Origin of the sequence: Microtetraspora fusca (assembly GCF_001570365.1) — a bacterium.
GTDB classification, from domain to species: domain Bacteria; phylum Actinomycetota; class Actinomycetes; order Streptosporangiales; family Streptosporangiaceae; genus Microtetraspora; species Microtetraspora fusca.
Genome location: NZ_BBYK01000047.1, coordinates 187,975 through 213,715, shown reverse-complemented (window position 1 = coordinate 213,715; position 25,741 = coordinate 187,975). Strand labels below are relative to the sequence as shown.

The following is a 25,741-nucleotide window of genomic DNA, read 5'->3' as shown; positions in this document are numbered from 1 at the left end:
CGATCAACCGAGCGCATGGCGCAGTCCGTCGGCCAGCGGGCCGAGTGACAGGACGGGCAGGTAGCCGAGAGCGCCGACGATCAGCGCGACGGCGACGGTCATGAGCGCGAACGCGGGTCCGTGGCTGGGGAGCGTGCCCGCCGTGGCGATTCCCCGGGGTCGGCCGGCCAGCATCCCCGCGAGGGCGACGACGAAGATCATCGGCAGGTAGCGGCCGACGAGCATGGCGATCGCGAGGGCGATCTCGAAGAACGCGCCGCCGGAGTTCAGCCCGGCGAACGCGCTGCCGTTGCCGGCCGCGGCGCTGGTGAAGGCGTACACCACCTCGGAGAGGCCGTGCGCGCCGGGGTTGCCCGCGGCCGTACGCGCGTTCGACGTGCCCACGGCGAGGGCGGACCCGACGAGCACGGCGGCCGGGGTGACGAGGTGGTAGAGGACCACCGCCTTCATCTCCCGGCCGCCGATCTCCTTCTGGAGGTACTCCGGGGTGCGCCCCACCATGAGGCCGCCCAGGAAGACCGCGATCAGCGAGATCATCAACAGCCCGTACAGGCCGCTGCCGCAGCCGCCGGGGCTGATCTCGCCGAGCATCATGCCGGCCATCAGCACCCCGCCGCCCAGGCTGGTGAAGCTGCCGTAGCCGGAGTTCGCCGCGCCGTCGGCGGTGGAGGTCGCGGTGACGCCGAAGAGGGTGCTTCCCGACACGCCGAAACGGGTCTCGGTGCCCTCCGCCGCCGCGCCCACCGCGGCGGGGACCGTGCCCGGATGGGTGTTCTGCACAACTCCGGCGCAGACGGTCGCGAGCAGGAAGAGGGCGCCGGCGACGGCGAGCAGCGTCCAGCCCTGCCGCCGGTCGCCGGCCATCCGGCCGAACATGCGGATGAAACCGGCCGGCACCAGCAGCATCAGCACGATCTCGATCACGTTGCTGAGCTGGGTGGGATTCTCGAACGGGTGGGCGCTGTTCGCATTGAAGAACCCGCCGCCGTCGCCGGACATCAGCTTGATCGACTCCCAGGAGGCGACCGGGCCGACCGGGATCGTCTGCCTGCCCCCGGCCGGTGTGGTCACCGTCCCCATGGTGCCGTCGAGGTTCTGGACGACGCCGAGCGCCACCAGCACGAGGGCGAACACCAGGGACAGGGGCAGCAGGACGCGGACGACGCTCCGTACGAGATCGACCCAGAAGTTCCCGATGCGGTCGGTGCGCTGCCGGACCAGCCCACGGATGAGCGCGACCCCGGCGGCCATGCCCACGCCCGCGCTCGCGAACGCCTGCACCCCCAGGCCGGCCGCCAGCGCGAGGTGGCCCATCGCGGCCTCGCCGGAGTAGCTCTGCCAACTCGTATTGGTCGTGAAGCTGACGGCGGTGTTGAACGCGGCGGCCGGGGAGAGCCCGGCGCGGCCGAGGGACAGCGGGAGCACCGGCTGCAACCGCAGAACGGCGTACAGCAGCAGCACGCCGACGCCGGAGAACGCGAGAAGAGCCCCCAGATAGTGAGGCCAGCGCTGGTCGTTGTCCGGATCGACCCCGCACAGCCGGTAGATCACCCTCTCGACCCGCGAGTGGCGGGCGTCGGTGTAGACGCGGGCCAGGTAGTCGCCGAGTGGGACGTGCAGCGCGACGATCACCACCACGACGAACGCGGCCTGCGGCCACCCGGTCATCCCGCGGGGTCCGGCCGGGACGCGGAGGCGTGGAGAGCCGGGTCGTGCGCGGGCCCGGTGGAGATCGCTGACATCGACTGCTCCTCGCCGAGACGATCATGTGGTGCTGCGGTGCTCCGCCGTTCGGTCGGCGGGTGGAATCGCGCCTGACGTCGCACGCGCAGTCGTGACGTCGGGTACATACCCGGCCCGCCGCGCCGCGCCGATGACGTGGGTGACGTGATGGAAGATGAAGCGGTCGAGCCGCTCGACGGCGAACCCGGCCCGGCCGACGGCAGCGACGATGTCGCGCGAAAGGTGGCAGCCGCCGGCGATCCGGGACCAGAGCGGGGCCATCGCCTTCTGGGCCAGCGCGACGGCCGGGAGGTCGGAGCACTGGTGCTCGTAGAACCGCAGCTCGCCCCCGGGCCGCAGGACGCGCCGCACCTCGCCGAGCGTGGCCTCCAGCCGGGGCGTACGGCACAGCACCAGCGAGCAGACGACGGCGTCGCACGAGGCGTCGGGGACCGGCAGCCGGGTGGGGACGCCGTCGAGGATGCGCGACGGCGTCGCGACGGCGGAGGCGGCGAGGCGCGCGGTGGCCCGCAGGAACGGATCCGGTTCGACGAGGACGATCTCCTCGACCCCGGCGGGGTAGCAGGCGAGCTTCACCCCGTCGCCGGCGCCGATCTCCAGCACCGTGCCGGTGAGCCCGGTGAGCAGCAGTTCGCGTTGCCAGGTCGGCCGGGAGGCGTTCCCGCGTCCGATGCACACGGGCCTGGGGTGGTGGAACTGCTCCATTCCCCGGCCCGGCCCGCGCCGCGTATCCGGGGGGTCGTCGCGCTCGGCGGAGCGAACCGTCATCTCTCCTCCTGAAACTGCATAAAACCGCATCAGACTGGACAGTTCCACTCTCCGCCCGGCTCCCGTGCCGGACGATGATCGATACGCAACTCCTACGGGCCCCGCGGGGATCCCTACGCCTTCTTGACGCCCCTCTCGACGCTCGCCCGCTTGACGTAGATCTGGGAAGCGCATGGGGGAAGCTTTAAATCAATTGATTGACTTAAGCTGACTCGATCGGTTTACATTTCAGACAGAAGTGGTCAAACCGAGGGGGTTCGGGTGAGCGAAGGCGACGGGCACGTGCTGCCCTATCCGGTACCCGGCGAGACGACCCTCGAGCCGTCCGCCGGGTGGACACGGCCGAGGCTGATCGGCAACTGGTTCACCGCCGAGCGGATGGCCGAACTGTGCCCCCTCGACGGGCTGATCGCCGGTGGGCTGCGGGAAGTCCCGGTGCGGTGGTGACCGTGGCGGTCCGGGCCGAGCGGGTCAGCGCGACCCGCGAGCAGATCCTCACGGCGGCCGAGCGGCTGTTCGCCGAGCACGGGGTGTTCGCCGTGTCCAACCGGCGGGTCAGCGAGGCCGCCGGGCAGGGCAACAACACCGCAGTCGGCTACCACTTCGGGACGAAGGCTGATCTGGTCCGCGCGATCGTGCGCGGGCACGCCGGGCGGATGGAGGTCATCCGCCGCCGGATGCTGGCCGAGATCGACGGCTCCACCGAGGTGCGGGACTGGGTGGCCTGCCTGGTGCGCCCGCTCACCGAACATCTGGCCGCCCTGGGGAACCCCACCTGGTTCGCCCGGTTCGGCGCCCAGGTCATGACCGACCCCGCGCTGCGCGAAATCATGGTCGTCGAGGCGCTCACCTCGCCCACGCTGCTCCGGATCCTCGACGGGCTGAACGCCTGCCTGCCCAGGCTGCCGGTCGAGGTGCGGGCCGAGCGCGGCGAGATGACCAGCCAGTTGATGGTGCACATCTGCGCCGAGCGCGAGCGCGCCCTGGCCGAGGGACGGCCGACCCCCCGCTCCACCTGGTACGACGCCGCGACCGGCCTGATCGACGCGATCGTCGGCCTGTGGGCGGCGCCCGTCACCCCAACCCCGCTCCGTGCCGACCCCTCGTGAAAGGACGCAGGCGATGACCGAAACCGTGAATCCGGCCGAGGTTCCGCAGTTCCCCAGTGCCCGGGCGGCGCGCTGCCCGTTCGACCCGCCGCCGGTCCTGCACGCGTTGCAGGAGCAGGGACCGCTGGCGAAGGTCAGGGTGTGGGACGGCACCACGCCGTGGCTGGTGACCCGCTATGAGGAGCAGCGGGCGCTGCTCGCCGACCCGAGGGTCAGCGCCGACGTCACCCGCCCCGGCTACCCGAGATCGGCCCCGGTCCTGTCCAAGGACGGCTCGGCCATCAGCTTCATCCTGATGGACGATCCCGAGCATGCCCGGCTGCGCCGCATGGTGCAGGCGCCGTTCACCGTCCGGCGGGTCGAGACGTTGCGCCCGGCCGTGCAGAAGATCGTGGACGGCCTGATCGACGACATGCTGGCCGGCCCGAACCCGGTGGACCTGGTCGAGGCGTTCGCCCTGCCGGTGCCGTCCCTGGTGATCTGCGAGCTGCTCGGCGTCCCCTACGCCGACCACGAGTTCTTCCAGGACAACAGCAAGATCCTCATCAGGCGTGACGCCGACCCCGAGGAGCGGGCCGCCGCGTTCGCCAGGCTGGTCGAGTACCTGGACGACCTGGTCGGGCGGAAGCTCGACCACCCCGGTGAGGACCTGCTCTCCCGGCTGGCCGAGCGGATCAAGGCCGGCGAGCTGACCCGGCAGGAGGCCGCCCGGATGGGCGTGCTGCTGCTGGTCGCCGGACACGAGACCACCGCGAACATGATCGCGCTCGGCACGCTCGCCCTGCTGGAGCACCCCGACCAGCTCGACCTGCTCCGCCGTACGGACGACCCGAAGCTGATCGCCGGGGCGGTGGAGGAGCTGCTGCGCTACCTGAACATCACGCACAGCGGACGCCGCCGGGTCGCCCTGGAGGACATCGAGATCGCGGGCCAGGTCATCCGCGCCGGCGACGGGCTGATCCTGGCCAACGACATCGGCAACCGCGACCCCGAGGCCTTCCCGGACCCCGACCGGCTGGATCTGCGGCGCGACGCCCGGCGCCACGTCGCCTTCGGCTTCGGCGTCCATCAGTGCCTGGGCCAGCCGCTGGCCCGCATGGAGCTGCAGGTCGCCTACGGCACGCTCTACCGGCGCGTCCCCACGCTGCGGCTGGCCACGGAGCTGGAGCGGATCCCGTTCAAGCACGACGGCCAGGTCTACGGCGTCTACGAGCTCCCCGTGGCCTGGTGAACCACGTGACCGGCCCGGCATCTCCATCGGCGGAAGGCGAGAGGAACCCGTGAAGATAGTCATCGACCAGGACAGGTGCATCGCCTCCGGGCAGTGCGTGACCGCCGTCGGCGAGGTGTTCGACCAGCGCGACGAGGACGGCGTCGTGGTGCTGCTCGACCCCACCCCGCCGGCCGAGCTGGCCTCGGCCGTCCGGCAGGCCGCGGCCGTGTGCCCCGCGCTGGCCATCCGCGTCGAGGAGTAAGGCGCGCCGGTACGACGCCGGATTGGTGCCGAACTGGCAACGCGGATTGCGCTTTCCGGGAGGAGCGCGGTGGAATGGGAGTGTGGAACAGCAATCCCCGATCGCCGCCACGCTGGCCCAGGTCGGCTCCCGGCTCCGGCGCATCCGCACCCAGCGCGGCGTGACCCTGACGGCGCTGGCCGAGGCCACCGGCATCTCCAAGAGCACGCTGTCCCGGCTGGAGTCGGGGCAGCGCCGTCCGAGTCTGGAGCTCCTGCTGCCCATCGCGCAGGCTCACCAGGTGCCGCTGGACGAGCTGGTCGGGGCGCCCGAGGTGGGCGACCCCCGGGTCCGCTGCACGCCCCGCGTCCGCAACGGCCGTACGGTGATCCCGCTGACCGTCCAGCCCGGGCCGCTGCAGGCCTGGAAGTCGATCATCCCGGCGGAGCAGAGCCGGCCGGACCTGTGCACGCACGAGGGCTACGAGTGGCTGTACGTCCTGTCCGGACACCTGCGGCTCATCGTGGCCGACCATGATCTGATCTTGGGCCCCGGTGAGGTCGCGGAGTTCGACACCCGCCTGCCGCACTGGTTCGGCCCCGCGGGCGACTCTCCTGTGGAGATCCTCAACCTGTTCGGCCGCCAGGGGGAGCGGATGCACATCCGCGCGAAGCCCCGCTCCCGCGAGAAGGCGGCGTCCTGACCCTCGTCGGGGAAGGCCGATCGCTCAGGAGCCCTTGACCAGCGTGAACGCGCCACGGGTCAGCCCCAGCCGCTCCGAGGACTCCGCCCCGCGTCGAACGGAGTCCCCGGGTTGATCGCCGGGCAGCGTGGATATCGAGCCGGGCCGCTAGGGTCGGGCCGCAGCTCCGTTCCCCGATGCGGCGGACGCGACAAGATCAAGTGGATCAGTGTGGATGCCGAACCGGTGGCGCAGAGCTCGGCCGGCGGCGTGCACCCCGGACATGCCGTGCACCGCCTGGCCCGGCGGGGTGGAGGCGGAGCAGAGGTAGACCCCGGGCAACGGCGTGCGGTACGGGTCCCAGCGGGGAGCCGGGCGCATCATCAACTGCCACAGGGTGGTGGCGCCGCCGGAGATGTCCCCGCCGACATAGTTGGGATTGTGCTGCTGCGCCTCCGAGGCGGGGACGACATGCGTGGCGAGGATCAGGTCACGGAATCCGGGTGCGAACCGTTCTACCTGCGCGATGACCTGGTCGCTGACATCCCTGGGGGAGCCGTTCGGCACATGCGCGTACGTCCACAGCACGTGGCGACCGGCGGGCGCGCGGCCGGCGTCCACGACGCCGGGCTGCACCGCCAGGACGTACGGCCGCTGCGCGTGCCGGCCGGCGGCGACCGCCTGTTCCGCGGCCAGCGCCTCAGCCCGCGAACCGACCAGATGCAGTGTGCCGGCCCGGGAGCAGCCAGCAGCCGCCCATGGCACTGGGCCGGCGAGCGCGAGGTCGACTTTGCAAGCGGCGCCACCGGGCCGGAAGGCGCGCAGCTGGCGGCTGTATCGGTCTGGCAGTAGATCACCGGCGATGCGCAGCAGCCCGGCCGGCGCCACGTCGAGCAGGACAACGCGGGCGGGCGGCAGCTGCGCCAAGGTGTCGATCCGCTGGCCCGTGGTGATCCGCCCGCCGAGGCGGGTCAATTCATCGGCCATCGCCCGGGTGATGGTGTGGCTGCCGCCCTGCGGCACCGGCCAACCGACCGCGTGTGCGAGGGCGGCCAGCACGAGACCCACTCCGGCGGGGGCGAGCGCCTGGGGCGGTGCGATGGCGTGCCCGCCGACACCCGCGAGTAGCGCGGGGGCCTCGTCATTTCGGAACCGGGCCCTCGATAGCGCCGAGCCTTGTTCCAGTATCCGTAGCGCCAGCCGCAGCGCCATGCCGGGATTGCGTGGGAGGCTGCGAAAGTCGGACATGGCCGTGTCGACGAGGGGCTGCCACCCGGCTACCAGGGGGCCGAGCAGCGACCGCCACGCCGGACCGTCCGCACCCAGCCCATGTGCCGTACGGTCCAGGTCGCGCCAGGCCAGCCCGGCACGACCGCCGTCGAGCGGATGGGCGTACGGGATCTCCGGTTGCAGGAGCCGCACATTGTGCCGGGACAGGTCGAACGCCCGGAAGAACGGGGACGCCAGCGCCATCGGATGGACCGCGGAGCAGACGTCGTGCCAGAAATCAGGCAGGGTCAGCTGCTCGGTGCGGGTGCCGCCCCCGATGGTGTCGGCGGCCTCATAAACCTGCACTTCGAGGCCGGCCGCAGCGAGGACGAGCGCCCCGGCCAGGCCGTTGGGGCCGGAGCCGACGACCACGGCGTCGACGCGGCCCCGGCCGGAGCCGAAGGACTGTGCGTGATTCACTCCGGCCGCCCTTCCCGGCCCGGCTTCCAGATCACGCCAGCGCCTGTTCTGCCGCCAACTGGGCGTAGAGCGGGTCATTCTGAAGGAGTTCGGCATGCGTTCCGGCGGACTGTGCTGTGCCGTCCACCATCACCACGATTTGCGCCGCGTGGACCACGGTGGACAGCCGGTGAGCGACCACGATGACCGTGGTGTCGCCGGAGATTTCCCGGATTACCTCCCGCAACGCGGCCTCGTTGGCCGCGTCGAGCTGCGAGGTCGCCTCGTCGAGCAGGAGCAGGCGGGGTTTGCGCAGCAGAGCCCGGGCAATGGCGACGCGCTGCCGTTCGCCGCCGGACAGCGACACGCCCCGGTGCTGGATCTCCGCATCGAGGTCCCCGCCGAGACGCTGCAACAGGGGATCGAGGCGGGTAAGGCGCAGCACGGCCCGGATGTCGTCCTCACTGGCGTCCGGTGCCGCGTACGCGACGTTCTCGCGGAGGGTTCCGGCCAACACGGGGACATCCTGCTCGACGTAGCCGATGTTCGCCCGGAGGCTGTTGAGAGGCCAGTCGGCAAGGCTCTGCTCGTCGACGAGCACTCGGCCCTGCTGCGGGTCGTAGAACCGCTCCAGAAGTTTGAGCACGGTGGTCTTGCCCGAGCCGGATGGCCCGACGAGCGCGGTGAGGCCGCCGGAGGGCACGGTCAAGGTGAAGTCACCCAGAGCCGGTTCGGCGCGGCCGGGATAGGTGAAGGTGACCTGATCGAAGGTCACGGAGGCCGGTGTGGACGAGATTCCGCCGTCCGGCTCCGCTCTTGCCACCTTGGCCGGGGGGTTCTGCGAGGGGAGCGGCAGGTCGAGCGGTTCGGCCGGCAGCGTGTTCACCTGGGCTATCCTGCTCAGCGCCGCCCTGCCCGCCTGGAGATAGGTGGTCGCGCCCATCAGTTGGATCACCGGGTGTGTCAGGTAGGCCACGTAGAGAAGGAAGGCCACCAACGCCGACACGGTCATGGCGCCGCCGGCCACCCGGGCACCGCCGACCCCGAGGACGACCAGGAAGGCGACCTGGATCGCCAGCCCGGCGGCGGTGCCTCCCACCGATCCCCAGCGGGCGAGTGACACGCCTTGCTGATAGGCGGCACGGGCCTGGGCGTCGACGCGGGCCAGTTCCGCGGCCTCCATGCCGGAGGCCTTGACGGTGGTGAAGGCCCCGAAGACCCGCTCCAGGACGGCGCCCATCTGCCCGACCGACTGCTGCGCGCGTAGGGCGGCGATCCGGATCCGCGGCATGATCACCGCCATGGTGACGACGAGCAGCAGGATGACGACGACGGTGACGCCGAGCAGCACCACGTCGACCACCCCCATCAGGACCACTGCCCCGGCAAGCATCAGACCGCCGGTCAGCAGGTCGATCAACGCCTGGCTGGCGATCTGGCGCAGCAGCATGGTGTCCGTGGTGACCCGGGCCATCAGGTCGCCGGGCGCCTGGCTGTGCATGCTCGGCACGGAGAGACGGAGCATGTGGCGGATCAGTCCACGTCGTCCGTCGAGGACGACCGCTTCGGCGGTCCGCAGGGTGAGATAGTTGCCGATTCCGAGCAGGACGGCGGCCACCGAGACGAGCACCGTCACGATGGCCAGGGCTTGGCCGATCTCGGTTCCGGTGGTCAACTCGTCGATGAGGGTTCTTACGGCGAGCGGCTGCAGCAGGCCGAGCACGCTGGAGGCGAGGAGCAGGACGGCGGCCGTGATGAAGGTGGCCCGGTGTGGCCGGATATAGCCGGCCAGCATCCTCATCCAGTGGCGTGACCCGTCCTGCGGCGGAGGAGCCGGCCGATCGGCGGATGCGGTCGTCTGCGCGGCCTCGCTCGCCTGTGGCGTGTCCGGCTGCGCTTCCATCGTCTGTGCCATCACGCGGGGCCCTTGCGGTAAACCGAGATGTACATCGGCTCCTGGCCGCTGAACTCGGCGCCGGCCCAGTTGCTGTAGCGGCCCGCCGGCGTCAGCCCGGCCTGCTCGGCGTAGCCGTCGACCTCTTCGGGCATGGTCAGGCGGCTCAGTTCCTGGGCGATCCGGGAACGGCCGTTGTCGATCCAGATGTGCGCGAGGTGCCAGATGCGGTTGTCGATGTCGATGGTGGAGTAGGAGAGCAGCCCGGTGTCCGGTGCCGGGTAGGGGACGAAGAACGAGTCACGTGCCCTGCCCTGGTTGATCATCTGGGCGAAGTTCGGGTTGTGGGTTTCGATGACCACAGTGCCGCCGGGGGCGAGGTGGGCCGCCGCGACCTTGAGTACCTGCTGCTGCTCGGCGGGGTCCAGCAGCATCGAAAGGGTGCCGCAGACGCAGTAGATGAGCCCGTGGCGCCGATCGTCGGCGTAGTCGCGGATGTCGCCGTGCACGGGGGTGACCGGGCGGGGCTGTTCGGCGAGGGAGGCGCGCAGGACGTCGAGCATCTCCGGCGAGGAGTCGACGCCGACGATCGGGCCGACCAGGTCGGCCAGGGGCAGCGCGATCCGCCCGGTGCCCACGCCGAGTTCCAGGGTCGGCAGGTCTCCGCCGGGGTGCAGTTCGGCGAGGAAGGTCGCGGTCGCCGCCACGGCCGGTCCACCGGGAAAGAGGCGGTCGTAGAAGTCGGCGAACTGGGCGCCGTAGCCGATGTCGGCGATCTCACTCATGGCGATGGTCTTCCTGAAGTGGAATGAACTGGGAGATCAGCAGATAGTCCGGATTCTCGGACTCGTCGTATCCGGCACTGCGGGCGATCACGAACTGGAATCCCTTGGGGGTCGGGTTCGCCCGGTGTTCCTCCCGTACGACGAGCTCGACGCGGTCGCAGAGCACCTGGTAGGCCGGGAGCTTGGTGATGTCGAGTTTGGGCTGCGCGAACGAGACGATCAGTTCGGCGCAGACGTCGAAGACCGCCTTGTCCTGCCGCCGTTCCGGGAACCAGACCATCTGCCGCCAGGTGCGCTTGGGAATGTGGGTGGTCTCGGCCCAGGGGGTCTGGACGTCGTCCGCGGTGAGCACCCGGTGCAGGATGTGGAAGTCGTGCTGCGCCGGCTCCGGGGCGAAGAACCGCCAGTTGCCGATGAGCAGGCCGGTGTAGTCGTAGCGCCGGAACCGGTCGAAGATCTGCTGGGGATGCTGGCTGATGACGGTCACGCCGAACCAGGCGGCCAGGCCCCCGATCACCAGTGCGGCCGCCGGCCCGCGGTCGGCCCGGGGTGACGGCGGAGCGGTTCGTGGCCCCATCACTTCTCGCCCCCATCGCGCTGCCGCCGGGCGGATCGTTCCCGCCCGCCGTCGTCGGAGGGTGTGTCGTGCAGGTCGTCAAGGAACGCGGTGAGGATCTTGCTCACTTCGGCGGCCCGGTCGGCGTCGGTGAGGATCTCGTCGTGGTCGGCGCCCTCGATGAGATGCTGCTGCGCCTGTGGGGCGGCGGCTGCGAACTCATCGTGCAGATCCACCTGCACGGCGTCAGTAGCGGCGGTCTGGCTCGCGGTGATGACCACGAGGGGGGCGGTGATCCTGGGCAGGACGCCGTCGAACTCCTCGAACTTCTCCTTGACGACCTTCCACTCCCGGCGGGCGGCGGCCCACATTTTGGCGTCGCGGTACTGGGCCAGGGCGGTGGCTCGCGCCTCGGGCGGGATCCGCTTCAGCCATTCGGGACGCCGTAGCAGCGAGCCGAGCCCGAGCTCCATCGACGGGGCCATGAGCGCCAGCGAGTTGGTCAGCACCTGGCCGCCTTCGGCTTGCCGGATGGAACGCTGCAGCTCGGCCGGATGGCTGGAGTCGATGAGCGCGATGCCCCGCACCTGGGCGCCGAGTCGTTCGGCGGCCAGCAGCGAGAGGTAGCCGCCGAGGGAGTGGCCGACCAGCACGATGGGACGATCACCTGCGACGTGCTTGGCCACCTCGGTCAGGTCGTCCACTATGGCGTCGAAGTGATATTCGCCGTCGGCCTGGTATCGGCTGCCGCCGTAGCCGGCCCGCTGGTAGGTGACTGTGGTGAAGTGTCGCGCCAGCTGAGTGGCGATCCGTTCCCAGTGTTCGCTCGTGGAGGCGAGGCCGCTTTCCAGGATGACCACCGGACCGGTCTCCGCCGCGTCCTCGCCGAGAACGCGGTAGGCCAGGGTGTTGCCCGCTGAGGTGGTCAGCGTACGCTCGTCGCCGCGTCCTCGGGTGACGATCCGGCGCCGGCGGGCACGGATCACCTGGCCGGTGGCGAACAGGGTGAGCGCGGCGGCGGCCACGGTGGCCGGCAGGGCATCGTGGCGACGGCTGACCACGTCATGTGGTTCGGTGCGTTCGCGTGGTCCGGTCGTGTAAAGCACCGCCGGATAGGTGGCGGCGAAGGCCCAGAAGAACCGGCCGAGTCCCATCATTCGCGCGTTGACGATGTGGAAGATCCCGGCGATACCGAGGAAGTACGGCGCGGGCCGGCCACGGAAGGCGAAGACCAGGGGGAACGAGCACTCGAAGGTGAGGACGCCATGCGCGGCGAGCCGGGTCAGCCGGGGGAAGCGGCGCATCAGCTTCCAGATGTCCGGGTCGCCGTAGGTGTGGGTGCGGATGATGTTGGGCAGGGCGCGCCCACTGCGCCAGGTATCGCTGGGGAGCTTGGCCCATCCGGAGACCGTGTAGGACAGCACCGACTGCAGCGAGACGAACCAGAGGGCGGCGTCGGCGACGGCGGGCCGGCGGTGACCGGTCCGGGCGACGGTGGTCAGCGCCTGCACGAGGAAGGAGATCTGGTCGGCCCCGTCGCTTCCGTAGAGGTTCTGCGCGTGCAGGGCGGCCTGGCTGCCGGTGAGCACCGTGTTGACGGCGACTCGTTGCCGAGGGGACAGCGGAAGCCAGAGCGCGGCCGCGGCGACGGCGCGGCCGGCGTGCAGGGCGGTGCTGACCCGAGGATCGGCGACCAGGTCCAGGGCCTTGGCGAAGCGGGGTGCCCGGTCGTGGAACATGCGGCGGGTGACGTCCCAGTTGTTGGCACCACCCCACTCCCGGTCCTTGGGACGGGCGAGGTATTCCAGGCTGGCGAGAAGGTGGGTCACCGAATTCAACCGCTCGGTCCAGGTCAGCACCTGCGATCTGGACAGTGTGGACAGCGACTCGATGGAGGCTCGGGTGCCGCGTCCGGACAGGGCTGACAGGGCGGCCAGCAGTCGGGGGCGGCGCTTGGCTGGTGTTTTCATGGGGTTGTTTCCTGGCTCGTTCCTGGATCGGGCCCGTTGCCGGGTCAGAGTCAGCGCCGCCCCGGCAACGGGTTATCCAGGGCTTTCGCGGCCGCTGGGGGTTTGGGGCCGCCGAAGTCGCGGCTTATCGCACTAGGCGATGGTGAGCACGGTTCCGCCGTTCACGGCTCCGACGTTCGCCGTGCTGAGCCCGCTTGCGGCCCCCATGGTCGCCGTGACGCACAGCACCGGCACCTCGACGCTCGTGTGGACGGGGTAAGTGCTGTGGATCGAGATCGCGTCGAACGCGGGGTCGGCGTTCACCTTCTCAGCGAGCAGTGTCATGGATGATCTCCATTGTGGTGAGCCGCCGTTCGTATCGGGCTGTCAGTTGGGCAGCTGCGTGGCACCGGTAACGGGTTGTCCGGGGCTACTTCGGCACGGTGCCGCTGCGGCCCATCGCATAGCCGGCCGCGAACGCCGCGACCATGGTCACGACCACGGCGGGCGTGGCCAGTACGGGGGTCCCCGCAGTCAGGCCGCGACCAGCGGTGGTCTCCGTCAGGTCACCGAACGTCTCGGGGGAGACGGCGTTGGTGTAGTCGGCGAGAGTGCTCATGATTCACCTCCTTGGAGTTGTAGCTCAAATGAAGCTAGATAGCCGTGCCTTTCATATCAGCTAAAGCAAGGGTCCGCCAGGGCCGTATCGGCTGGGCTTGACCCGTTTGCAGAGCAGCACGCCGATCAAGCTCGCACTGAGGCGGCTGGACGGACGGCTTCTTTCCGCGGACGTGAAGCCGAGGGTGTGGGGTGAGCGGCTGGTCGAGATGGCTGGGGCATCGGCCCGTTGCCGGGATGCCAGGGTCGGCGGTGCCCCGGCAACGGGTTCGTCCGGAGCTATTTCGGCAAGGTGCCGCTGTGGCCGATCGCGTAGCCGGCTGCGAACAGGCCGACCACTGAGCCGACCAGGCCCACGCCGGCGGCCACGCCCACGATTGTCGCGGGTGTGGCGAGCACCGGCGCCCCGCCGATTTCGTGGCAGGGCTCAGTGCTGTAGATCGAGATCGCGGCGAGCGCCGGGTCGGCGTTCGCCTTCTCAGCCAGTAATGGCATGGATCATGTCCCTCGCGTCTAGGGGTCAGTTGGCGACGGTGCCTTCGGCCATGCTGCGGGCGATGCCGTACATGTAACCGGCGTGGAAGGCGGCCATGCCGATGGCGACGCCGAGGGCCACGGCCGACGGGGTGGCCAGTACGGGCGTGGCCGCGGTCAGGCCGCGGCCGCGGGTGGTCTCCGTCAGGTCACCGAACCTCCCGGGGGAGATGGTGTTGGTGTGGTCGGCGAGAGTGCTCATGATTCACCTCCTTGGAGTCTCATAGCGGAGATGAAACAATGACGCAGAACTTTCATCTCAGCTAAGGTCCGGAATCGCTAGAATGATGGAGCTTGTGGGCTCCGTCAACAGTCCTGGCGGGATTCGCCTGTTATAGAAGGGGAGAGCGTGACCGATGGTTGAGCCACCCGTCCGGTCGACTCTCGCCGAGAAGATCAACCGCCTCTTCGAGGTTGTCCGGCGCCCAGACCGGGAGCAGTACCGCAACGAGGAGGTGGCCGGTGCCTGCCGGGAGGCGACCGGCGAGAGCTTCTCGGCCACCTATCTGTGGCAGCTGCGCAATGGCCGCCGAACCAATCCGACCAAGCGCCATCTGGAAGCGCTCGCGCAGTTCTTCCAGGTTCCCCCGGCCTACTTTTTCGACGATGAGCAGAGCGAGCGGATCGTGGAAGAGCTGGAACTACTCGGGGCGCTACGAGATAACGCGGTACGCCAGATCGCCCTACGCGCGGTCACGCTGTCGCCTGAAGGGCTCGACACGATCAGCGACATGATCGAGGCGATCGGGCGGCGTGAAGCGCGACGCAAGGGGTTAGCGGGGCGCGATGGCGATTGACCGGGCGACCTGGCGCAAGTGCCAGCGGGTCGTCGGTCAGCTGTCGATCCCCGCCCCTTTCGATCCCGACGTGTTCATCTCCGCGCTCGCCGAGCGGCGCGGTCGGATCGTCGAGTTGATGCCGATGCCGGGTGGCGCCGTGCAATGCGGTGCGCTGGTCGCCACCGACGAGGCCGACTACATCTTCTACGCCGCCAGCACCACCCGATTACACCGGGAGCACATCCTGCTCCACGAGGTGGGACATCTCCTTTGCGGACACATCGGCGATGCCAAACTCGAGGCCCTGCCCAAACTTCTGTTACCCAACCTCAGCGTGGACCTGGTCCGGCGAGTGCTCGGCCGGACCGACTACTCCGCGGCGGAAGAACAGGAGGCCGAACTGGTGGCCTCGATGGTCGCGCAGCGGGCCCGTCGCCGGTCGGCCGGATCGGTCGCCCCCGAGCTCGCCGATGGTCTGGCCCGCGTCGGCTCGATCTTTGATACGCGGTGATGGATGCTTCACTGGCTGAACTACTGCGCCTGCGCGCTCGCCGTCGGTGTCGCAGGATACAAGCTGTTTCGCGTACGCCGAGACCAGCGGGCTCTGGGTCTGCACTATCTGGCGGCGTTCTTCCTCTGCCTCGGGCTGGCCATGGCGTTCATGGCGCACCCGACGCTGGACCTGGTCAGTCGCTATGAGCTGATGCCCAATACGGCCCGGTTCGTTGGCAATTCTCTGGAGATGGCGGCGGCCTACTTTCTCGGCGCGCTCGGGCATAGCATCGCCATCCCCGAGCACACGAAGCGATGGTTGCGCCGGTACGGAATCATCCTCGCCGGGGCGGTAACCCTGATGGCCGTACTGTTGATCGCGGCCGAGACCACTTACACGCGCAACTTCGTCAACGTCTATTCCAACACCCCGCAAGTGGTGGGCTACCTGGCGGTGTTTTTCCTCTATATCACGGTTTGCGTGGTCGCCTTCATGCGGACCATCAGCCGCTATGTGCCACACGCTGAAACCACCACTCTGCGGGTCGGATTGCATTTCGTCGTTGCCGGAGCCGCCGTCGGGATCATCTGGGCCGGTTGGTCCGGAGTCCGGCCGGTGATCACGCTGCTCACCGGGCAGTCGCTGGCCACCGTCCTTCCGATCGGGACGATGATCGGCGTGACGTGCATCCTGCTCTGGCTCATCGGGGCCACCCTCACCGCTTGGGGAACGTGGCTGGCCGCGCCGCTGCGCTGGGTGCGGGCGTTCATCCGTCATCGACAGACGGACCCTCTGTGGAGGGCACTGCGGCTGGCCCGACCGCAGATCGCGTTGATCGAGACCGCGAAAGTGCTGTGGGACACCGAGTTCGCCCTCTATCGGCGGGTCATCGAGATCCGTGACGCGCAACTCGCGCTCCGGCCGTACGCGCACCCGTCCGTGCCGCAGTGGGTGGGCCCAGCGGCGGATCCGGCCACACTGGAGGCCGCGGTGATCGCGGCGTCCCTGATCGGCTATGCCGCCGGGCGCAACTACAACGCCGAGCACCCCTTCCACGACGTCGATCCGTCGATCACCTCGGAGAGCGCCTGGCTGGTGCGGGTGAGTCGAGAGTTCACGAAGTCGGTGGTCGTCGCGCGGGTGCGGGAACGCGCCACCGCCGAGGCGGAGCACTCGACACCGTGATCTGATCCCACCGATCAAGGACCTTGAGCGATCCACCACTCGCCCCACGCCGTAGGCGAGGCGGCGCCCGGTCTGCCCTCAGCAGACATAGCGACAGCTCGCGGGGTTGTGGCGGATACAAAGGCGCCATGCGTGTTTCACCGAGCATGAGTTACCGGGATCGGCTGAACGAGAAGCTGTTCCAGCAACGGACCCTGCTGTTGACCGGAGAGGTCGACGACGAGATGGCCGAGCGGGTGTGCGCCGAGATGGTGCTGCTCGCCTCGGCGGATTCCGAGCGCGACATCGTCCTGTACATCAATTCGCCCGGAGGGTCGGTGATGGCAGGGCTGGCGATCTACGACACGATGAAGCTGGTCCCGAACGACGTGATCACCGTCGCGCTCGGGTTCGCCGCGAGCATGGGCCAGGTGCTGCTGGCGTCCGGCACGCACGGCAAGCGGATCAGCCTCGCGCACAGCCGGATCATGATGCACCAGCCGTCGGCCGGCATCGGCGGCACGGCGATCGACATCGCGATCCAGTCCGAGAACCTCCAGTACATGAAGCGGCAGTCCGAGGAGATCCTCGCCGCGGAGACGGGACGCACGGTCGAGGAGATCTCCGCCGACAGCGACAGGGACCGCTGGTTCACGCCGGAGCAGGCCCGCGATTACGGGATGATCGACAAGATCGTCGACTCCTTCGACAGCCTCGCGCCGTACGCCGCTCACCGGATGGGGTTCTCGTCATGACGCAGTACACGATCCCGTACGTGGTCGAACGGACCCCGGTGGGGGAGCGGTCGTTCGACATCTTCAGCCGGCTGCTCAACGAGCGGATCATCTTCCTCGGAACCGAGATCGACGACGGCGTCGCGAACGTCGTGATGGCACAGTTGCTCCACCTGGAGGCGGAGAGCCCGGACCAGGAGATCAACCTGTACATCAACTCACCTGGCGGCTCGACGACCGCGATGCTCGCGATCTACGACACCATGCAGTTCATCCGCGCGAAGGTCGCGACGTACTGCATGGGCCAGGCGGCCTCCGCCGCCGCGGTGCTGCTCGCCGCCGGCACCCCCGGACGGCGGTTCGCGCTCGCCCACTCCCGCGTGCTGCTGCACCAGCCGTCCACGCAGGGGCAGGGCACCATCTCCGACCTGTCCCTGCAGGCGGCGGAGGTGATGCGCATACGCGCGCAGACCGAGGAGATCCTCAGCTCCCACACCGGGGTGGACGCCGCCCAGCTGCGCAAGGACACCGACCGGGACCGGGTCTTCAGCGCTCGCGAGGCCGTCGAGTACGGCCTGGTCGACGAGCTGATCCTCACTCGCTAGTCGTAGCGCTCACGCCGCCAGCAGCTCCACCCGCGGCGTACCGGACGGCCTGCGCGTCGCGATCCGGCGCGACGCCGTGATCCGCCGGACGGCGCGGGTGAGCAGGTGCTCGATCGGCAACCCGAGCGCGTCGCACACCGAATGCAGCATCTCCGACGACGGCTCCTTGCGGCCGCGCTCGACCTCCGACAGATACTGCTTGGACATGCCGACCGCACGCGCCACGTCATCGAGCGTGCGGTCCTGGTCCAGCCGCTCGTCGCGGAGGATCTCTCCGTACACGTTGCGCAGCAACGGGTCCGGGTCGTCGGGAATCTCGGGGCCGCGCTCCTTGCCGGCCCGGCGCGTCCGGATGTCGATGACCACTGATCGGCCCGAGGCTGCCATGCCTGGAGTCTGACACGTGCGGATCTCCGGCAGAACGCTTGTTCGCGGACAGGTGAGCGAGCCGAGTTCCGCGGCCGCTCGCTCCGGCGGGGGAGCGGGCCGGCGCGCACACGCCCGCCGGACCCGCTCCGATGGCGTACGGCCGGAAGACGCCGGCCTGGACCGCCGGTCGGGCTACTTCGGCGTGTCGACGGCGATGAAGGCGACGCTGCCGTTGCCCTGGAGACTGCTCACGCCCTTGCCGGAGCACTGGCTGATGTCCGAGGTGGGCACCGCGTTCCCGGCGATCCGCTTGCCCTTCATCTTCCCGTCGGTGACCTCACCGATCAGCAGCATGTCGCCGGCGTTGTACGAGTTGATCGCGTTGAGGTTGGGACGGATCGTGGACGTCCCCAGCGACTTGCCCTGGGCGTCGCTCCAGGTGATGGAGCCCGTGCCGGTGACGTTCTGGGCGCCGCCACCGCAGGACAGCTGCCCACTGCCCTGCATGGTGACCGTCCCCGAGTGCAGGTTGGGGAAGCTGCTGTCGGGGGAGGCGCAGTTGGTCAGCGTCAGGGTGCCCCTGACGTTCACCGTGCGGACCTCCTGGCTCACCGGGGGGTCGAACGTGATCGGCTGGGCGCCGGCGGTGGCCATGGTGCAGGTCAGCACGGTGTGGCCGCCCGGCTGGCTGGGCGAGGGGGCGGCGACCGGCGCGGCCGGCTTGGCGGCGCCGCCCGACATCCCCTCGGCCAGCGACGGGGCGGCCACCAGGGCCAGGCCCAGGACGGCCGCGGCCGCGGCGGCGAGACCGCCGACGACGTGGGCGCGGGATCGAGGAGCGTTCATGGGCATCTCCAAGTAGATCGCTGTGGGTGATTTCTTGGTCACAATAAGTAACACGCGAGGGGCTCGTTTGGCAGGGGGACACGCGCGGATCATCGGTCATGACTCCGGTGGGACGCCGTCCGCGACCGCGCCGGTGCGTACGGGCGGCAGCGTCCGCGCCGGTCACCAGGGGCAGAGTCGCGCGGAGCGCGGACCTAGACTTGTTGCATGGTCGCGCAAGTTCCCAAGGGTTCTCCGGTCGTTCCGGTAGAGGCGATCGTGGAGGTGCTCAAGGCGATCGCGGATCCGACCCGGTTCCAGATCCTGTACGCGGTCTCCAGCCAGGAACGGGGCGTCGGAGAGCTGGCCGAGATCGTCGGCGCGCACGTGGCCTCCGTCTCCCAGCATCTGGCCAAGCTGCGGGCGGCGGGGTTGGTGAGCTCGCGCAGGGACGGCACGCGGATCTTCTACCGGGCGGCCAACCCGCATGTCGCCGGGCTGATGGCGGAGGCCGGGCTACTGACCGGATATGTGACGGGCGTGATCGAACCGCCGGACGACGGCCCCGCGCCGCCCCGGGAGGCGGCGGCGGGCGTGGGATGGCAGCTGCTGCCGGGCCGGTTGCGTCCGGCGAGCTCCTGACCGTCAGTCGGGCGGCGCCTCCAGGCTGTACTCCTCGTGCAGGGTGTCGTACGAGTACAGCTCCGCGTAGCGGCCCCAGTCGGTGGCGACGTCGAGCTGCTCGGCGACCTGCTCGCTGGTGTAGTGGTGGGCCAGGACGTCGCGGAAGAATCCGGCGCGCAGGCGGCCGTCGACGCTGTTGGCCAGGCTGGTGGCGATGAAGCGCACCAGCGGGATCTCGATCGCGGCGGGAGCGAAGATCTCCTTGGACGTCTGCACGTCGGCCTCGGAGAACGCGCACCCCTGCGGGGTGAGCCGGACCTCGGTGCCTTCGACGGCGGCGAAGCCCAGCAGTTCCAGCGCGTCGATCAGCGGGAGCAGGTCGTCGACCTCCAGGCTGAGCTCGTCGGTCAGCTCCGCGACGTCCAGGCGGCCGCCGTGCCGCTGGAGGATCTCGGCCAGCCCGGAGAAGCCGTCCACGCTCGCCGCCGGAAGCGGGGTGTTGGCGGGGGTGCGCTTGGCGGGCGCCCGTACGCCCGGCGGCGGCAGCGGAGTGTCGTGGCCGCGGCCGGTCATGGTCTGGTAGATGACGTCGATGAGCTTGGTGAAGTCGGCGCTGTCGCGGTCACGGGGGCGCGGCAGCGGGATGTCGTACGTGGCGCGGATCGTGCCGTAGGGGCGTGAGGCGAGCACCACGACCCTGTCGGCCAGCAGGACGGCCTCCTCGATGTTGTGGGTGACCAGGACGATGGCCTTGGTGGGGAACTCCCCGGACTCCCACAGCTCCAGCAGCTCGCCGCGCAGGTTCTCGGCGGTCAGCACGTCGAGGGCGGAGAACGGCTCGTCCATCAGCAGCACGTCGGGCTCCACGACCAGGGCGCGGGCGAAGCCGACACGCTGCCGCATACCGCCCGACAGCTCCTTGGGATAGGCCGACTCGAACCCGTCCAGGCCGATCAGGTCGATGGCCTTGAGCGCGGCCTCGCGGCGCTCGCGGGCGGGCAGGCCGCGCGCCTCCAAGCCGATCTCGACGTTCTGCTGCACGGTGAGCCACGGCAGCAGCGCGAAGGTCTGGAACACCATGGCGGTGCCGGGGTTGGCGCCCGTCAACGGCCGGCCCCGATACGTGATGGTGCCGGAGCTGGGTGGGATCAGCCCGGCCAGGCAGCGCAGCAGCGTGGACTTGCCCGAGCCGCTCTTGCCGAGCAGGGCGACGATCTCGCCCTCGTTGATGTCGAGGTCGATGCCGGCCAGGACCGGCAGGTCGCCGTCGGCGCCCGCGTAGCTCTTGGTCAGACCGGTCACGGTCAGCAGGGCCATGATCTTCTCCCGCGATCACAACGAGTAGCGGTGCTCGGCGAGCCGGTACAGGCGGCGCCAGAAGAGGCGGTTGATGAGCACCACGTACATGCTCATGACCGCGACTCCGGCCAGGAGCCGCGGGTGGTCGCCCGTCGCGGTCGCGTGGGCGATGTACGCGCCCAGGCCGGTGGCGGTCAGCGTGGTGCCGCCGAAGGTGACGACCTCCGCGACGATGGAGGCGTTCCACGCTCCGCCGGAGGCGGTGATGGCGCCGGTCACGTACGACGGGAAGACCCCCGGGATGATCAGGCGCTTCCAGCGCCGCCAGCCGTGTACGCCGAGGTCGTCCATCGCCTCGCGGAGGTCGGTGGGGATGGCCATGGCCCCGGCGATGGCGTTGAACAGGATGTACCACTGGGCCCCGAGCGCCATCAGCAGGATGCCGCCGATGTTGAGCGACAGCCCCGTGCGCAGGAAGAGCCACGTCGCGAGCGGGAACAGGAAGTTCGCCGGGAAGCTCGCCAGGATCTGCACCACCGGCTGCGCGATGCGGGTCAGCCGAGGCGAGAACCCGATCTTCACGCCGATCGGCACCCAGACCAGGGTGGCCACGGCGACCAGCACCACCACCCTGGCCAGCGTGGCCAGCCCCAGCAGCAGCGGCTCGGCGAAGACGGACAGCCCGGCGGGCTGGTCGGCGAGGTAGCCCACCAGGCTGACCAGGCCCCAGCCGATCAGCGCCAGCGTCACGACGGTGAAGAGGACGTCTCCGGCCCGTCTGCGCCGTACGTCCACCAGGAGCGGCCGGTCGTCGACGCCGAACGCCCGTCCCGCCCGGCCGGCGGCCTCCCGCAGCGGCGCCAGGGCCCGGCCGAGCAGGCGGGGCCAGTTCGCCCGGCGCAGGAAGTCCAGCACCAGCGACCGCTGCACCTGCGCGGCCTCCGACTGCTCGACCTTGAACCGTTCGGCCCACGCCGTCAGGGGACGCCAGAACAGGAAGTTCACCCCGATGACCAGGATCGCCATGGTGAGGATGGCCCAGCCGACGTGGCCGAGGTTCCCGGCGACGATGGCCGCGCCCGCGTAGGAGCCGACCCCGGGCAGCGTGTACTCCCTGTTGGACACGCTGATCAGCTCGGAGGCGACCAGGAAGAACCAGCCGCCGCCGAAGCTCATCATCGCGTTCCACACCAGGCCGATCGCGCCCGACGGGAGCTCGACCTTCCAGAAGCGCATCCAGCGGGAGAAGCCCATGCCGCGGGACAGCTCGTCCAGCTCCCTGGGTGTGGTGATCAGCGAGTGGTAGAAGGCGAAGGTCATGTTCCACGCCTGGGACGTGAAGATCGCGAACACCGAGGCGAGTTCCAGGCCCAGCACCGATCCGGGGAAGAGCGCGACGAACGCGGTCACCGCCACCGTCAGGAACGCCAGGACCGGCACCGACTGGAGGATGTCGAGCGCGGGGATCAGCACGCGTTCCAGCCGTCGCGAGTGCGCCGCCGCGTAGGCCCAGACCAGCGTGAAGACCAGCGACACCGCGAGCGCGGCGAACATCCGCAGCAGGCTGCGGCCGGCGTAGTACGGCAGGCGCACCGGGTCGGTGTCGATGCCGCTGACCTGCGTGGGCGTGAACGACAACGTGATGTCCTTGCCGAGGCGGATCACCACGTACAGCAGAACCAGCAGGCCCGCGGCGACGACCACGTCCACCCAGGAGAACCACCCCGGTCGCGGAGAACGCGGGCGCGACGGGGCCACGCGATTCGCCGGGGAGCGTGGGACACCCATGCCGCGAGACCTTCCTGCGAGAGACCGACACCAGAAGCCCGCCTCGCAGGGCCGGGTCAGCCGGTGGGCGCGAGGCGGTCGGGACTGCCGGGATCGTCGTCCATCGGCCACCTCCTCACTCGCCAATGCAAGCTTGACATCCGTACGGACCACCCCGTGAACTGGCCGGACGTTCGGCGTCAGAGGCAGCGGGGCACGTGCCGTCCGCGACGACGGGGGGACGCGCTCCGGTGGTAGCGGGCGGCGGGCACCGCCCGGATGGTGAGACTGTCCAGCGGAAGGCGGCGAAGCCACCGCGCCGTGCGGGCGAGCCATGCGGAGAAGACGTTCATGTGATCACCTCCGAGGTTCCGGACGGACGCGCCCGCCCGGGGACCCGGGCGGGCGGCGCGTGGGTCACAGCCAGGTGCCGAAGCGCCTGATGTAACGCGTCTTGACGAACTGGGTGAGCGCGCAGTACGCGAGCAGGGTCGCGACGAGGATGGGGAAGTACGCCAGGGGCAGCGGCCGCATCTGCAGCGTCGCGGCCAGCGGCGAGAAGGGGAGGTAGACACCGATCGCCATGATCAGCCCGGTGAGGAGCAGGACCGGGGTCGCGGCCCGGGACTGGACGAACGGGATCCTACGGGTGCGGATCAGGTGGACGATCAGCGTCTGCGACAGCAGGCCCTCGATGAACCAGCCCGACTGGAACAGGGCCTGCTCGGCGACCGTGTCGGCGGAGAAGACCCACCACATGACGCAGTACGTGGTGATGTCGAAGATCGAGCTGATCGGGCCGACGCAGAGCATGAAGCGGCTCAGGTCACCGGCCGCCCACTTGCGCGGCTTGCGCAGGTACTCCCGGTCCATCCGGTCCCACGGGATGGAGAGCTGGGAGAGGTCGTAGCACAGGTTCTGCACCAGCAGGTGGACGGCGAGCATCGGCAGGAACGGCAGGAAGGCCGAGGCGACCAGGACCGAGAAGACGTTGCCGAAATTGGAACTGGCGGTCATCTTGATGTACTTCATGATGTTGCCGAAGGTGCGCCGCCCCTCGATCACGCCCTGCTCCAGAACCGTGAGGTCCTTCTCCAGCAGGATGATGTCGGCGGCCTCCTTGGCGATGTCCACCGCCGTGTCGACGGAGATGCCCACGTCGGCGTCGCGCAGCGCGGCGGCGTCGTTGATGCCGTCGCCCATGAAACCGACCGTGCGCCCGCCCGACTGCAGCGCGCGGATGACGCGGGCCTTCTGCACCGGGTTGACCTTGGCGAAGACCGTGGTCCGCTCGGCGAGTTCGCGCAGTTCGTCGTCGTCCAGCCCGTCCAGTGCGTCGCCCAGCACGATCCGCCCGGCGTCCAGGCCGACGTCGCGGCACACCTTCGCGGCCACCAGGTCGTTGTCGCCGGTCAGGACCTTGACCGTGACGCCGTTGCCGGCCAGCGCGTCGATCGCGGCGGCGGCGCTCGCCTTGGCCGGGTCGAGGAAGGCGACGAAGCCGATCAGGGTCAGCTCGTCCTCGTCCGTCACGCCGTACACGTTCCGCTCGGCCGGAACGGTCCTGGCCGCGACGGCCAGCACGCGCAGGCCCTCCCGGTTCTGCTCCTCGGCGGTCGCCAGCACCTCCTCGCGCAGCAGAGCGGTCAGCGGCTCGTCCACGCCGTTTCGGCGTACGGCGGAGCAGACGGCGAGCACCTCCTCGACCGCGCCCTTGGTGATGATCACGTGCCGGTCCGGCTCGCGCCGCAGGACCACCGACATGCGGCGGCGGGCGAAGTCGAACGGGATCTCGTCGATCTTGGTGAAGCGGGCGTCGGCGAGCAGCCGGTCGGCCTCCTGGGCGTGGTCGACGATCGCCCGGTCGAGCACGTTCTTCAACCCGGTCTGGAAGGAGCTGTTGAGGTAGGCGTACTCCAGCACCTCGTCGTCGGGGGCGCCGAGCGGGTCCAGGTGCCGTTCGAGCGCGATCCGGTCCACGGTGAGCGTGCCGGTCTTGTCGGTGCACAGCACGTCCATCGCCCCGAAGTTCTGGATCGCGTTGAGCCGCTTGACGATGACCTTGCGCTTCGACATGGCCACCGCGCCGCGGGCCAGGTTCGCGGTCACGATCACCGGCAGCATCTCGGGGGTCAGCCCGACCGCCACGGAGATCGCGAACAGGAAGGCCTCGAACCAGTCACCCTTGGTCAGCCCGTTGACGACCAGCACGATCGGGACCATCACCAGCATGAAACGGATCAGCACCCAGCTCACCGAGCGCACCCCGCGGTCGAAGCCGGTCTCCGGACGGGCGCCGACCAGCCCCTTGGCCATCGAGCCGAAGTAGGTGCTCGCGCCGGTCGCCAGCACCACGGCGGTAGCAGTGCCGGACACCACGGACGTGCCCATCAGGCACAGCCCAGCCGCCTCCAGGGGGCCGGCCGCAGGGTCCGGCCCGTCCGCGGACTTCTCCGCCACCTCGGCGAGCGTGTCGTACTTCTCCACCGGCAGCGACTCACCCGACAGCACGGCCTGCGAGACGGACAGGTCCTTCGCGGTCAGCAGGCGGCAGTCGGCCGGGACCATGTCGCCGGCGGAGAGCCGTACCACGTCGCCGGGGACGAGCCGCTCGATCGGTACCTCGTGCTCGACAGGACGCGCGTCGGCGCCGGGGCGGCGCAGCACGGTCGCGGTGGTGGTGACCATGGCCTTGAGCGCCTCGGCCGCCTTGGTCGAGCGGAACTCCTGCCAGAACCGGAGAAGCACGCTGACCAGGACCATCGTCGTCAGCGTGAGCACGCCTTGGATGTCGTCGGTCAGGAGGAACACCACGTCCAGGCAGACCAGCACGAGGATGAACGGGTTCTTGAACGTCGAAGCGAGCTGGATCGTCCAGTGCGGCGGCCGGTCGTGGTCCACGACGTTGGGTCCGTACCGCTCCAGTCGCCGGGCGGCCTCCCGCCCGGTCAGCCCGTCACGTCGGCTGTCGAGGGTGCGCAACACCTCCTGGTACGGCGTGGACGCGGTCGCGGCGAGGTCCGCGCCGATGCGCGTGGTCGCCTCGCTGATCGCGTTCATTCGCCGCTCGTGGCGGGTGGGACGTCCGGAGGGCGCAGGGCGCCTGATCTCTCGGGTGGTCTCGAGCATGATCGATTCACCTCTTCTCGTGCCGGCACAGCACAGGGGAACCCCGCGGCCGGACGGCCGCGGGGCACGGAACATCGGATGAGGAAAAGGGGAGCCCGCCGACGGCGGCGGCTCAGGGAACGCGCAAGGGAGATCGGTTATCGCGCGGAAGAACGGAGGCAGGGCCGATCATGGCCCGGACTGCTACAGCCAT

The 25,741-nt window shown here is 69.8% G+C and carries 28 protein-coding genes; 11 read left to right on the top strand and 17 right to left on the bottom strand.

What is annotated here, in order from left to right; all coding sequences use genetic code 11:
- Positions 1–3: 3 nt before the first annotated feature.
- Positions 4–1,668 carry a potassium-transporting ATPase subunit KdpA gene (gene kdpA / locus AWQ68_RS17590; protein ID WP_066941641.1) on the bottom strand — a complete coding sequence of 555 codons (1,665 nt, stop codon included), beginning with the start codon at positions 1,666–1,668 and terminating at the stop codon, positions 4–6.
- Between the two features lie 96 nt (positions 1,669–1,764).
- The gene (locus AWQ68_RS17585) at positions 1,765–2,511 is read right to left on the bottom strand and encodes a class I SAM-dependent methyltransferase (protein WP_084464114.1); all 747 of its coding nucleotides are present in this window, start codon (positions 2,509–2,511) and stop codon (positions 1,765–1,767) included.
- A gap of 261 nt (positions 2,512–2,772) precedes the next feature.
- Between AWQ68_RS17585 and AWQ68_RS17580 the strand changes: the two genes are divergently transcribed.
- The 5 genes from AWQ68_RS17580 to AWQ68_RS17560 all read left to right on the top strand — a co-directional run bounded on the left by AWQ68_RS17580 (position 2,773) and on the right by AWQ68_RS17560 (position 5,777).
- Positions 2,773–2,958, top strand: coding sequence for a hypothetical protein (locus AWQ68_RS17580; protein ID WP_066941638.1), 186 nt, complete (start codon positions 2,773–2,775; stop codon positions 2,956–2,958).
- A complete protein-coding gene (locus tag AWQ68_RS17575; RefSeq protein WP_066941636.1) occupies positions 2,952–3,620 on the top strand; it encodes a TetR/AcrR family transcriptional regulator in 669 nt (222 codons plus the stop codon). Before AWQ68_RS17580 ends, AWQ68_RS17575 begins: the two co-directional genes overlap by 7 nt.
- A gap of 13 nt (positions 3,621–3,633) precedes the next feature.
- Positions 3,634–4,851, top strand: coding sequence for a cytochrome P450 (locus AWQ68_RS17570; protein WP_066941634.1), 1,218 nt, complete (start codon positions 3,634–3,636; stop codon positions 4,849–4,851).
- Between the two features lie 49 nt (positions 4,852–4,900).
- Positions 4,901–5,095 (top strand): ferredoxin, encoded by a 195-nt coding sequence (locus AWQ68_RS17565; RefSeq protein ID WP_066941632.1) that lies wholly within the window; start codon positions 4,901–4,903, stop codon positions 5,093–5,095.
- An 82-nt stretch (positions 5,096–5,177) separates the two neighbouring features.
- The gene (locus AWQ68_RS17560; protein ID WP_066941630.1) at positions 5,178–5,777 is read left to right on the top strand and encodes a helix-turn-helix domain-containing protein; all 600 of its coding nucleotides are present in this window, start codon (positions 5,178–5,180) and stop codon (positions 5,775–5,777) included.
- Positions 5,778–5,924: 147 nt separating this feature from the next.
- On the opposite strand, the gene AWQ68_RS17555 is transcribed toward AWQ68_RS17560, so the two are convergent.
- The 9 genes from AWQ68_RS17555 to AWQ68_RS17515 form a co-directional block, all read right to left on the bottom strand.
- Positions 5,925–7,445 (bottom strand): phytoene desaturase family protein, encoded by a 1,521-nt coding sequence (locus AWQ68_RS17555; RefSeq protein WP_245655960.1) that lies wholly within the window; start codon positions 7,443–7,445, stop codon positions 5,925–5,927.
- 31 nt (positions 7,446–7,476) lie between these two features.
- The gene (locus AWQ68_RS17550; RefSeq protein ID WP_218006908.1) at positions 7,477–9,219 is read right to left on the bottom strand and encodes an ABC transporter ATP-binding protein; all 1,743 of its coding nucleotides are present in this window, start codon (positions 9,217–9,219) and stop codon (positions 7,477–7,479) included.
- Positions 9,220–9,338: 119 nt separating this feature from the next.
- Positions 9,339–10,103, bottom strand: a complete 765-nt coding sequence (locus AWQ68_RS17545) for a class I SAM-dependent DNA methyltransferase (RefSeq protein WP_066941627.1) — start codon at positions 10,101–10,103, stop codon at positions 9,339–9,341.
- On the bottom strand, positions 10,096–10,680 hold the full coding sequence (locus AWQ68_RS17540; RefSeq protein WP_066941625.1) for a hypothetical protein: 585 nt from the start codon (positions 10,678–10,680) through the stop codon (positions 10,096–10,098). The genes AWQ68_RS17545 and AWQ68_RS17540 overlap by 8 nt, the downstream gene beginning before the upstream one ends.
- Positions 10,680–12,629, bottom strand: a complete 1,950-nt coding sequence (locus tag AWQ68_RS17535) for an alpha/beta fold hydrolase (RefSeq protein ID WP_066941623.1) — start codon at positions 12,627–12,629, stop codon at positions 10,680–10,682. Before AWQ68_RS17535 ends, AWQ68_RS17540 begins: the two co-directional genes overlap by 1 nt.
- Positions 12,630–12,761: 132 nt before the next feature.
- Positions 12,762–12,953, bottom strand: coding sequence for a hypothetical protein (locus AWQ68_RS17530; RefSeq protein WP_066941621.1), 192 nt, complete (start codon positions 12,951–12,953; stop codon positions 12,762–12,764).
- A gap of 85 nt (positions 12,954–13,038) precedes the next feature.
- Entirely contained in the window at positions 13,039–13,227 is a 189-nt protein-coding gene (locus AWQ68_RS17525; RefSeq protein ID WP_066941620.1) for a hypothetical protein, read from the bottom strand.
- 278 nt (positions 13,228–13,505) lie between these two features.
- The gene (locus AWQ68_RS17520; RefSeq protein ID WP_066941618.1) at positions 13,506–13,721 is read right to left on the bottom strand and encodes a hypothetical protein; all 216 of its coding nucleotides are present in this window, start codon (positions 13,719–13,721) and stop codon (positions 13,506–13,508) included.
- A gap of 25 nt (positions 13,722–13,746) precedes the next feature.
- Positions 13,747–13,962 carry a hypothetical protein gene (locus AWQ68_RS17515; RefSeq protein ID WP_066941616.1) on the bottom strand — a complete coding sequence of 72 codons (216 nt, stop codon included), beginning with the start codon at positions 13,960–13,962 and terminating at the stop codon, positions 13,747–13,749.
- A 154-nt stretch (positions 13,963–14,116) separates the two neighbouring features.
- Here AWQ68_RS17515 and AWQ68_RS17510 point away from each other — a divergent pair, with 154 nt between their 5' ends.
- The 5 genes from AWQ68_RS17510 to AWQ68_RS17490 all read left to right on the top strand — a co-directional run bounded on the left by AWQ68_RS17510 (position 14,117) and on the right by AWQ68_RS17490 (position 17,535).
- Positions 14,117–14,557, top strand: a complete 441-nt coding sequence (locus AWQ68_RS17510) for a helix-turn-helix domain-containing protein (RefSeq protein WP_066941614.1) — start codon at positions 14,117–14,119, stop codon at positions 14,555–14,557.
- Complete coding sequence (locus tag AWQ68_RS17505; protein WP_174554116.1) at positions 14,547–15,050, top strand: hypothetical protein; 504 nt, start codon at positions 14,547–14,549, stop codon at positions 15,048–15,050. Before AWQ68_RS17510 ends, AWQ68_RS17505 begins: the two co-directional genes overlap by 11 nt.
- 3 nt (positions 15,051–15,053) lie before the next feature.
- Positions 15,054–16,217, top strand: a complete 1,164-nt coding sequence (locus AWQ68_RS17500) for an MAB_1171c family putative transporter (RefSeq protein ID WP_066941612.1) — start codon at positions 15,054–15,056, stop codon at positions 16,215–16,217.
- A gap of 128 nt (positions 16,218–16,345) precedes the next feature.
- Positions 16,346–16,951 carry a ClpP family protease gene (locus tag AWQ68_RS17495; RefSeq protein ID WP_066941610.1) on the top strand — a complete coding sequence of 202 codons (606 nt, stop codon included), beginning with the start codon at positions 16,346–16,348 and terminating at the stop codon, positions 16,949–16,951.
- Entirely contained in the window at positions 16,948–17,535 is a 588-nt protein-coding gene (locus AWQ68_RS17490) for a ClpP family protease (protein ID WP_066941608.1), read from the top strand. The genes AWQ68_RS17495 and AWQ68_RS17490 overlap by 4 nt, the downstream gene beginning before the upstream one ends.
- Positions 17,536–17,544: 9 nt before the next feature.
- On the opposite strand, the gene AWQ68_RS17485 is transcribed toward AWQ68_RS17490, so the two are convergent.
- Together AWQ68_RS17485 and AWQ68_RS17480 are read right to left on the bottom strand one after the other, a co-directional pair.
- Positions 17,545–17,922, bottom strand: coding sequence for a helix-turn-helix domain-containing protein (locus AWQ68_RS17485; protein WP_084464113.1), 378 nt, complete (start codon positions 17,920–17,922; stop codon positions 17,545–17,547).
- A 174-nt stretch (positions 17,923–18,096) separates the two neighbouring features.
- Positions 18,097–18,750 (bottom strand): hypothetical protein, encoded by a 654-nt coding sequence (locus AWQ68_RS17480; RefSeq protein ID WP_066941607.1) that lies wholly within the window; start codon positions 18,748–18,750, stop codon positions 18,097–18,099.
- A gap of 207 nt (positions 18,751–18,957) precedes the next feature.
- Here AWQ68_RS17480 and AWQ68_RS17475 point away from each other — a divergent pair, with 207 nt between their 5' ends.
- Entirely contained in the window at positions 18,958–19,371 is a 414-nt protein-coding gene (locus tag AWQ68_RS17475) for an ArsR/SmtB family transcription factor (RefSeq protein ID WP_066941605.1), read from the top strand.
- A gap of 3 nt (positions 19,372–19,374) precedes the next feature.
- On the opposite strand, the gene AWQ68_RS17470 is transcribed toward AWQ68_RS17475, so the two are convergent.
- The 4 genes from AWQ68_RS17470 to mgtA all read right to left on the bottom strand — a co-directional run bounded on the left by AWQ68_RS17470 (position 19,375) and on the right by mgtA (position 25,479).
- On the bottom strand, positions 19,375–20,670 hold the full coding sequence (locus tag AWQ68_RS17470; protein WP_066941603.1) for an ABC transporter ATP-binding protein: 1,296 nt from the start codon (positions 20,668–20,670) through the stop codon (positions 19,375–19,377).
- A gap of 15 nt (positions 20,671–20,685) precedes the next feature.
- Positions 20,686–22,362, bottom strand: a complete 1,677-nt coding sequence (locus AWQ68_RS17465; protein WP_218006907.1) for an ABC transporter permease — start codon at positions 22,360–22,362, stop codon at positions 20,686–20,688.
- A gap of 257 nt (positions 22,363–22,619) precedes the next feature.
- A complete protein-coding gene (locus AWQ68_RS42535) occupies positions 22,620–22,772 on the bottom strand; it encodes a hypothetical protein (protein ID WP_157545389.1) in 153 nt (50 codons plus the stop codon).
- A gap of 64 nt (positions 22,773–22,836) precedes the next feature.
- Complete coding sequence (mgtA, locus tag AWQ68_RS17460) at positions 22,837–25,479, bottom strand: magnesium-translocating P-type ATPase (protein WP_066941601.1); 2,643 nt, start codon at positions 25,477–25,479, stop codon at positions 22,837–22,839.
- Positions 25,480–25,741 lie beyond the last annotated feature (262 nt).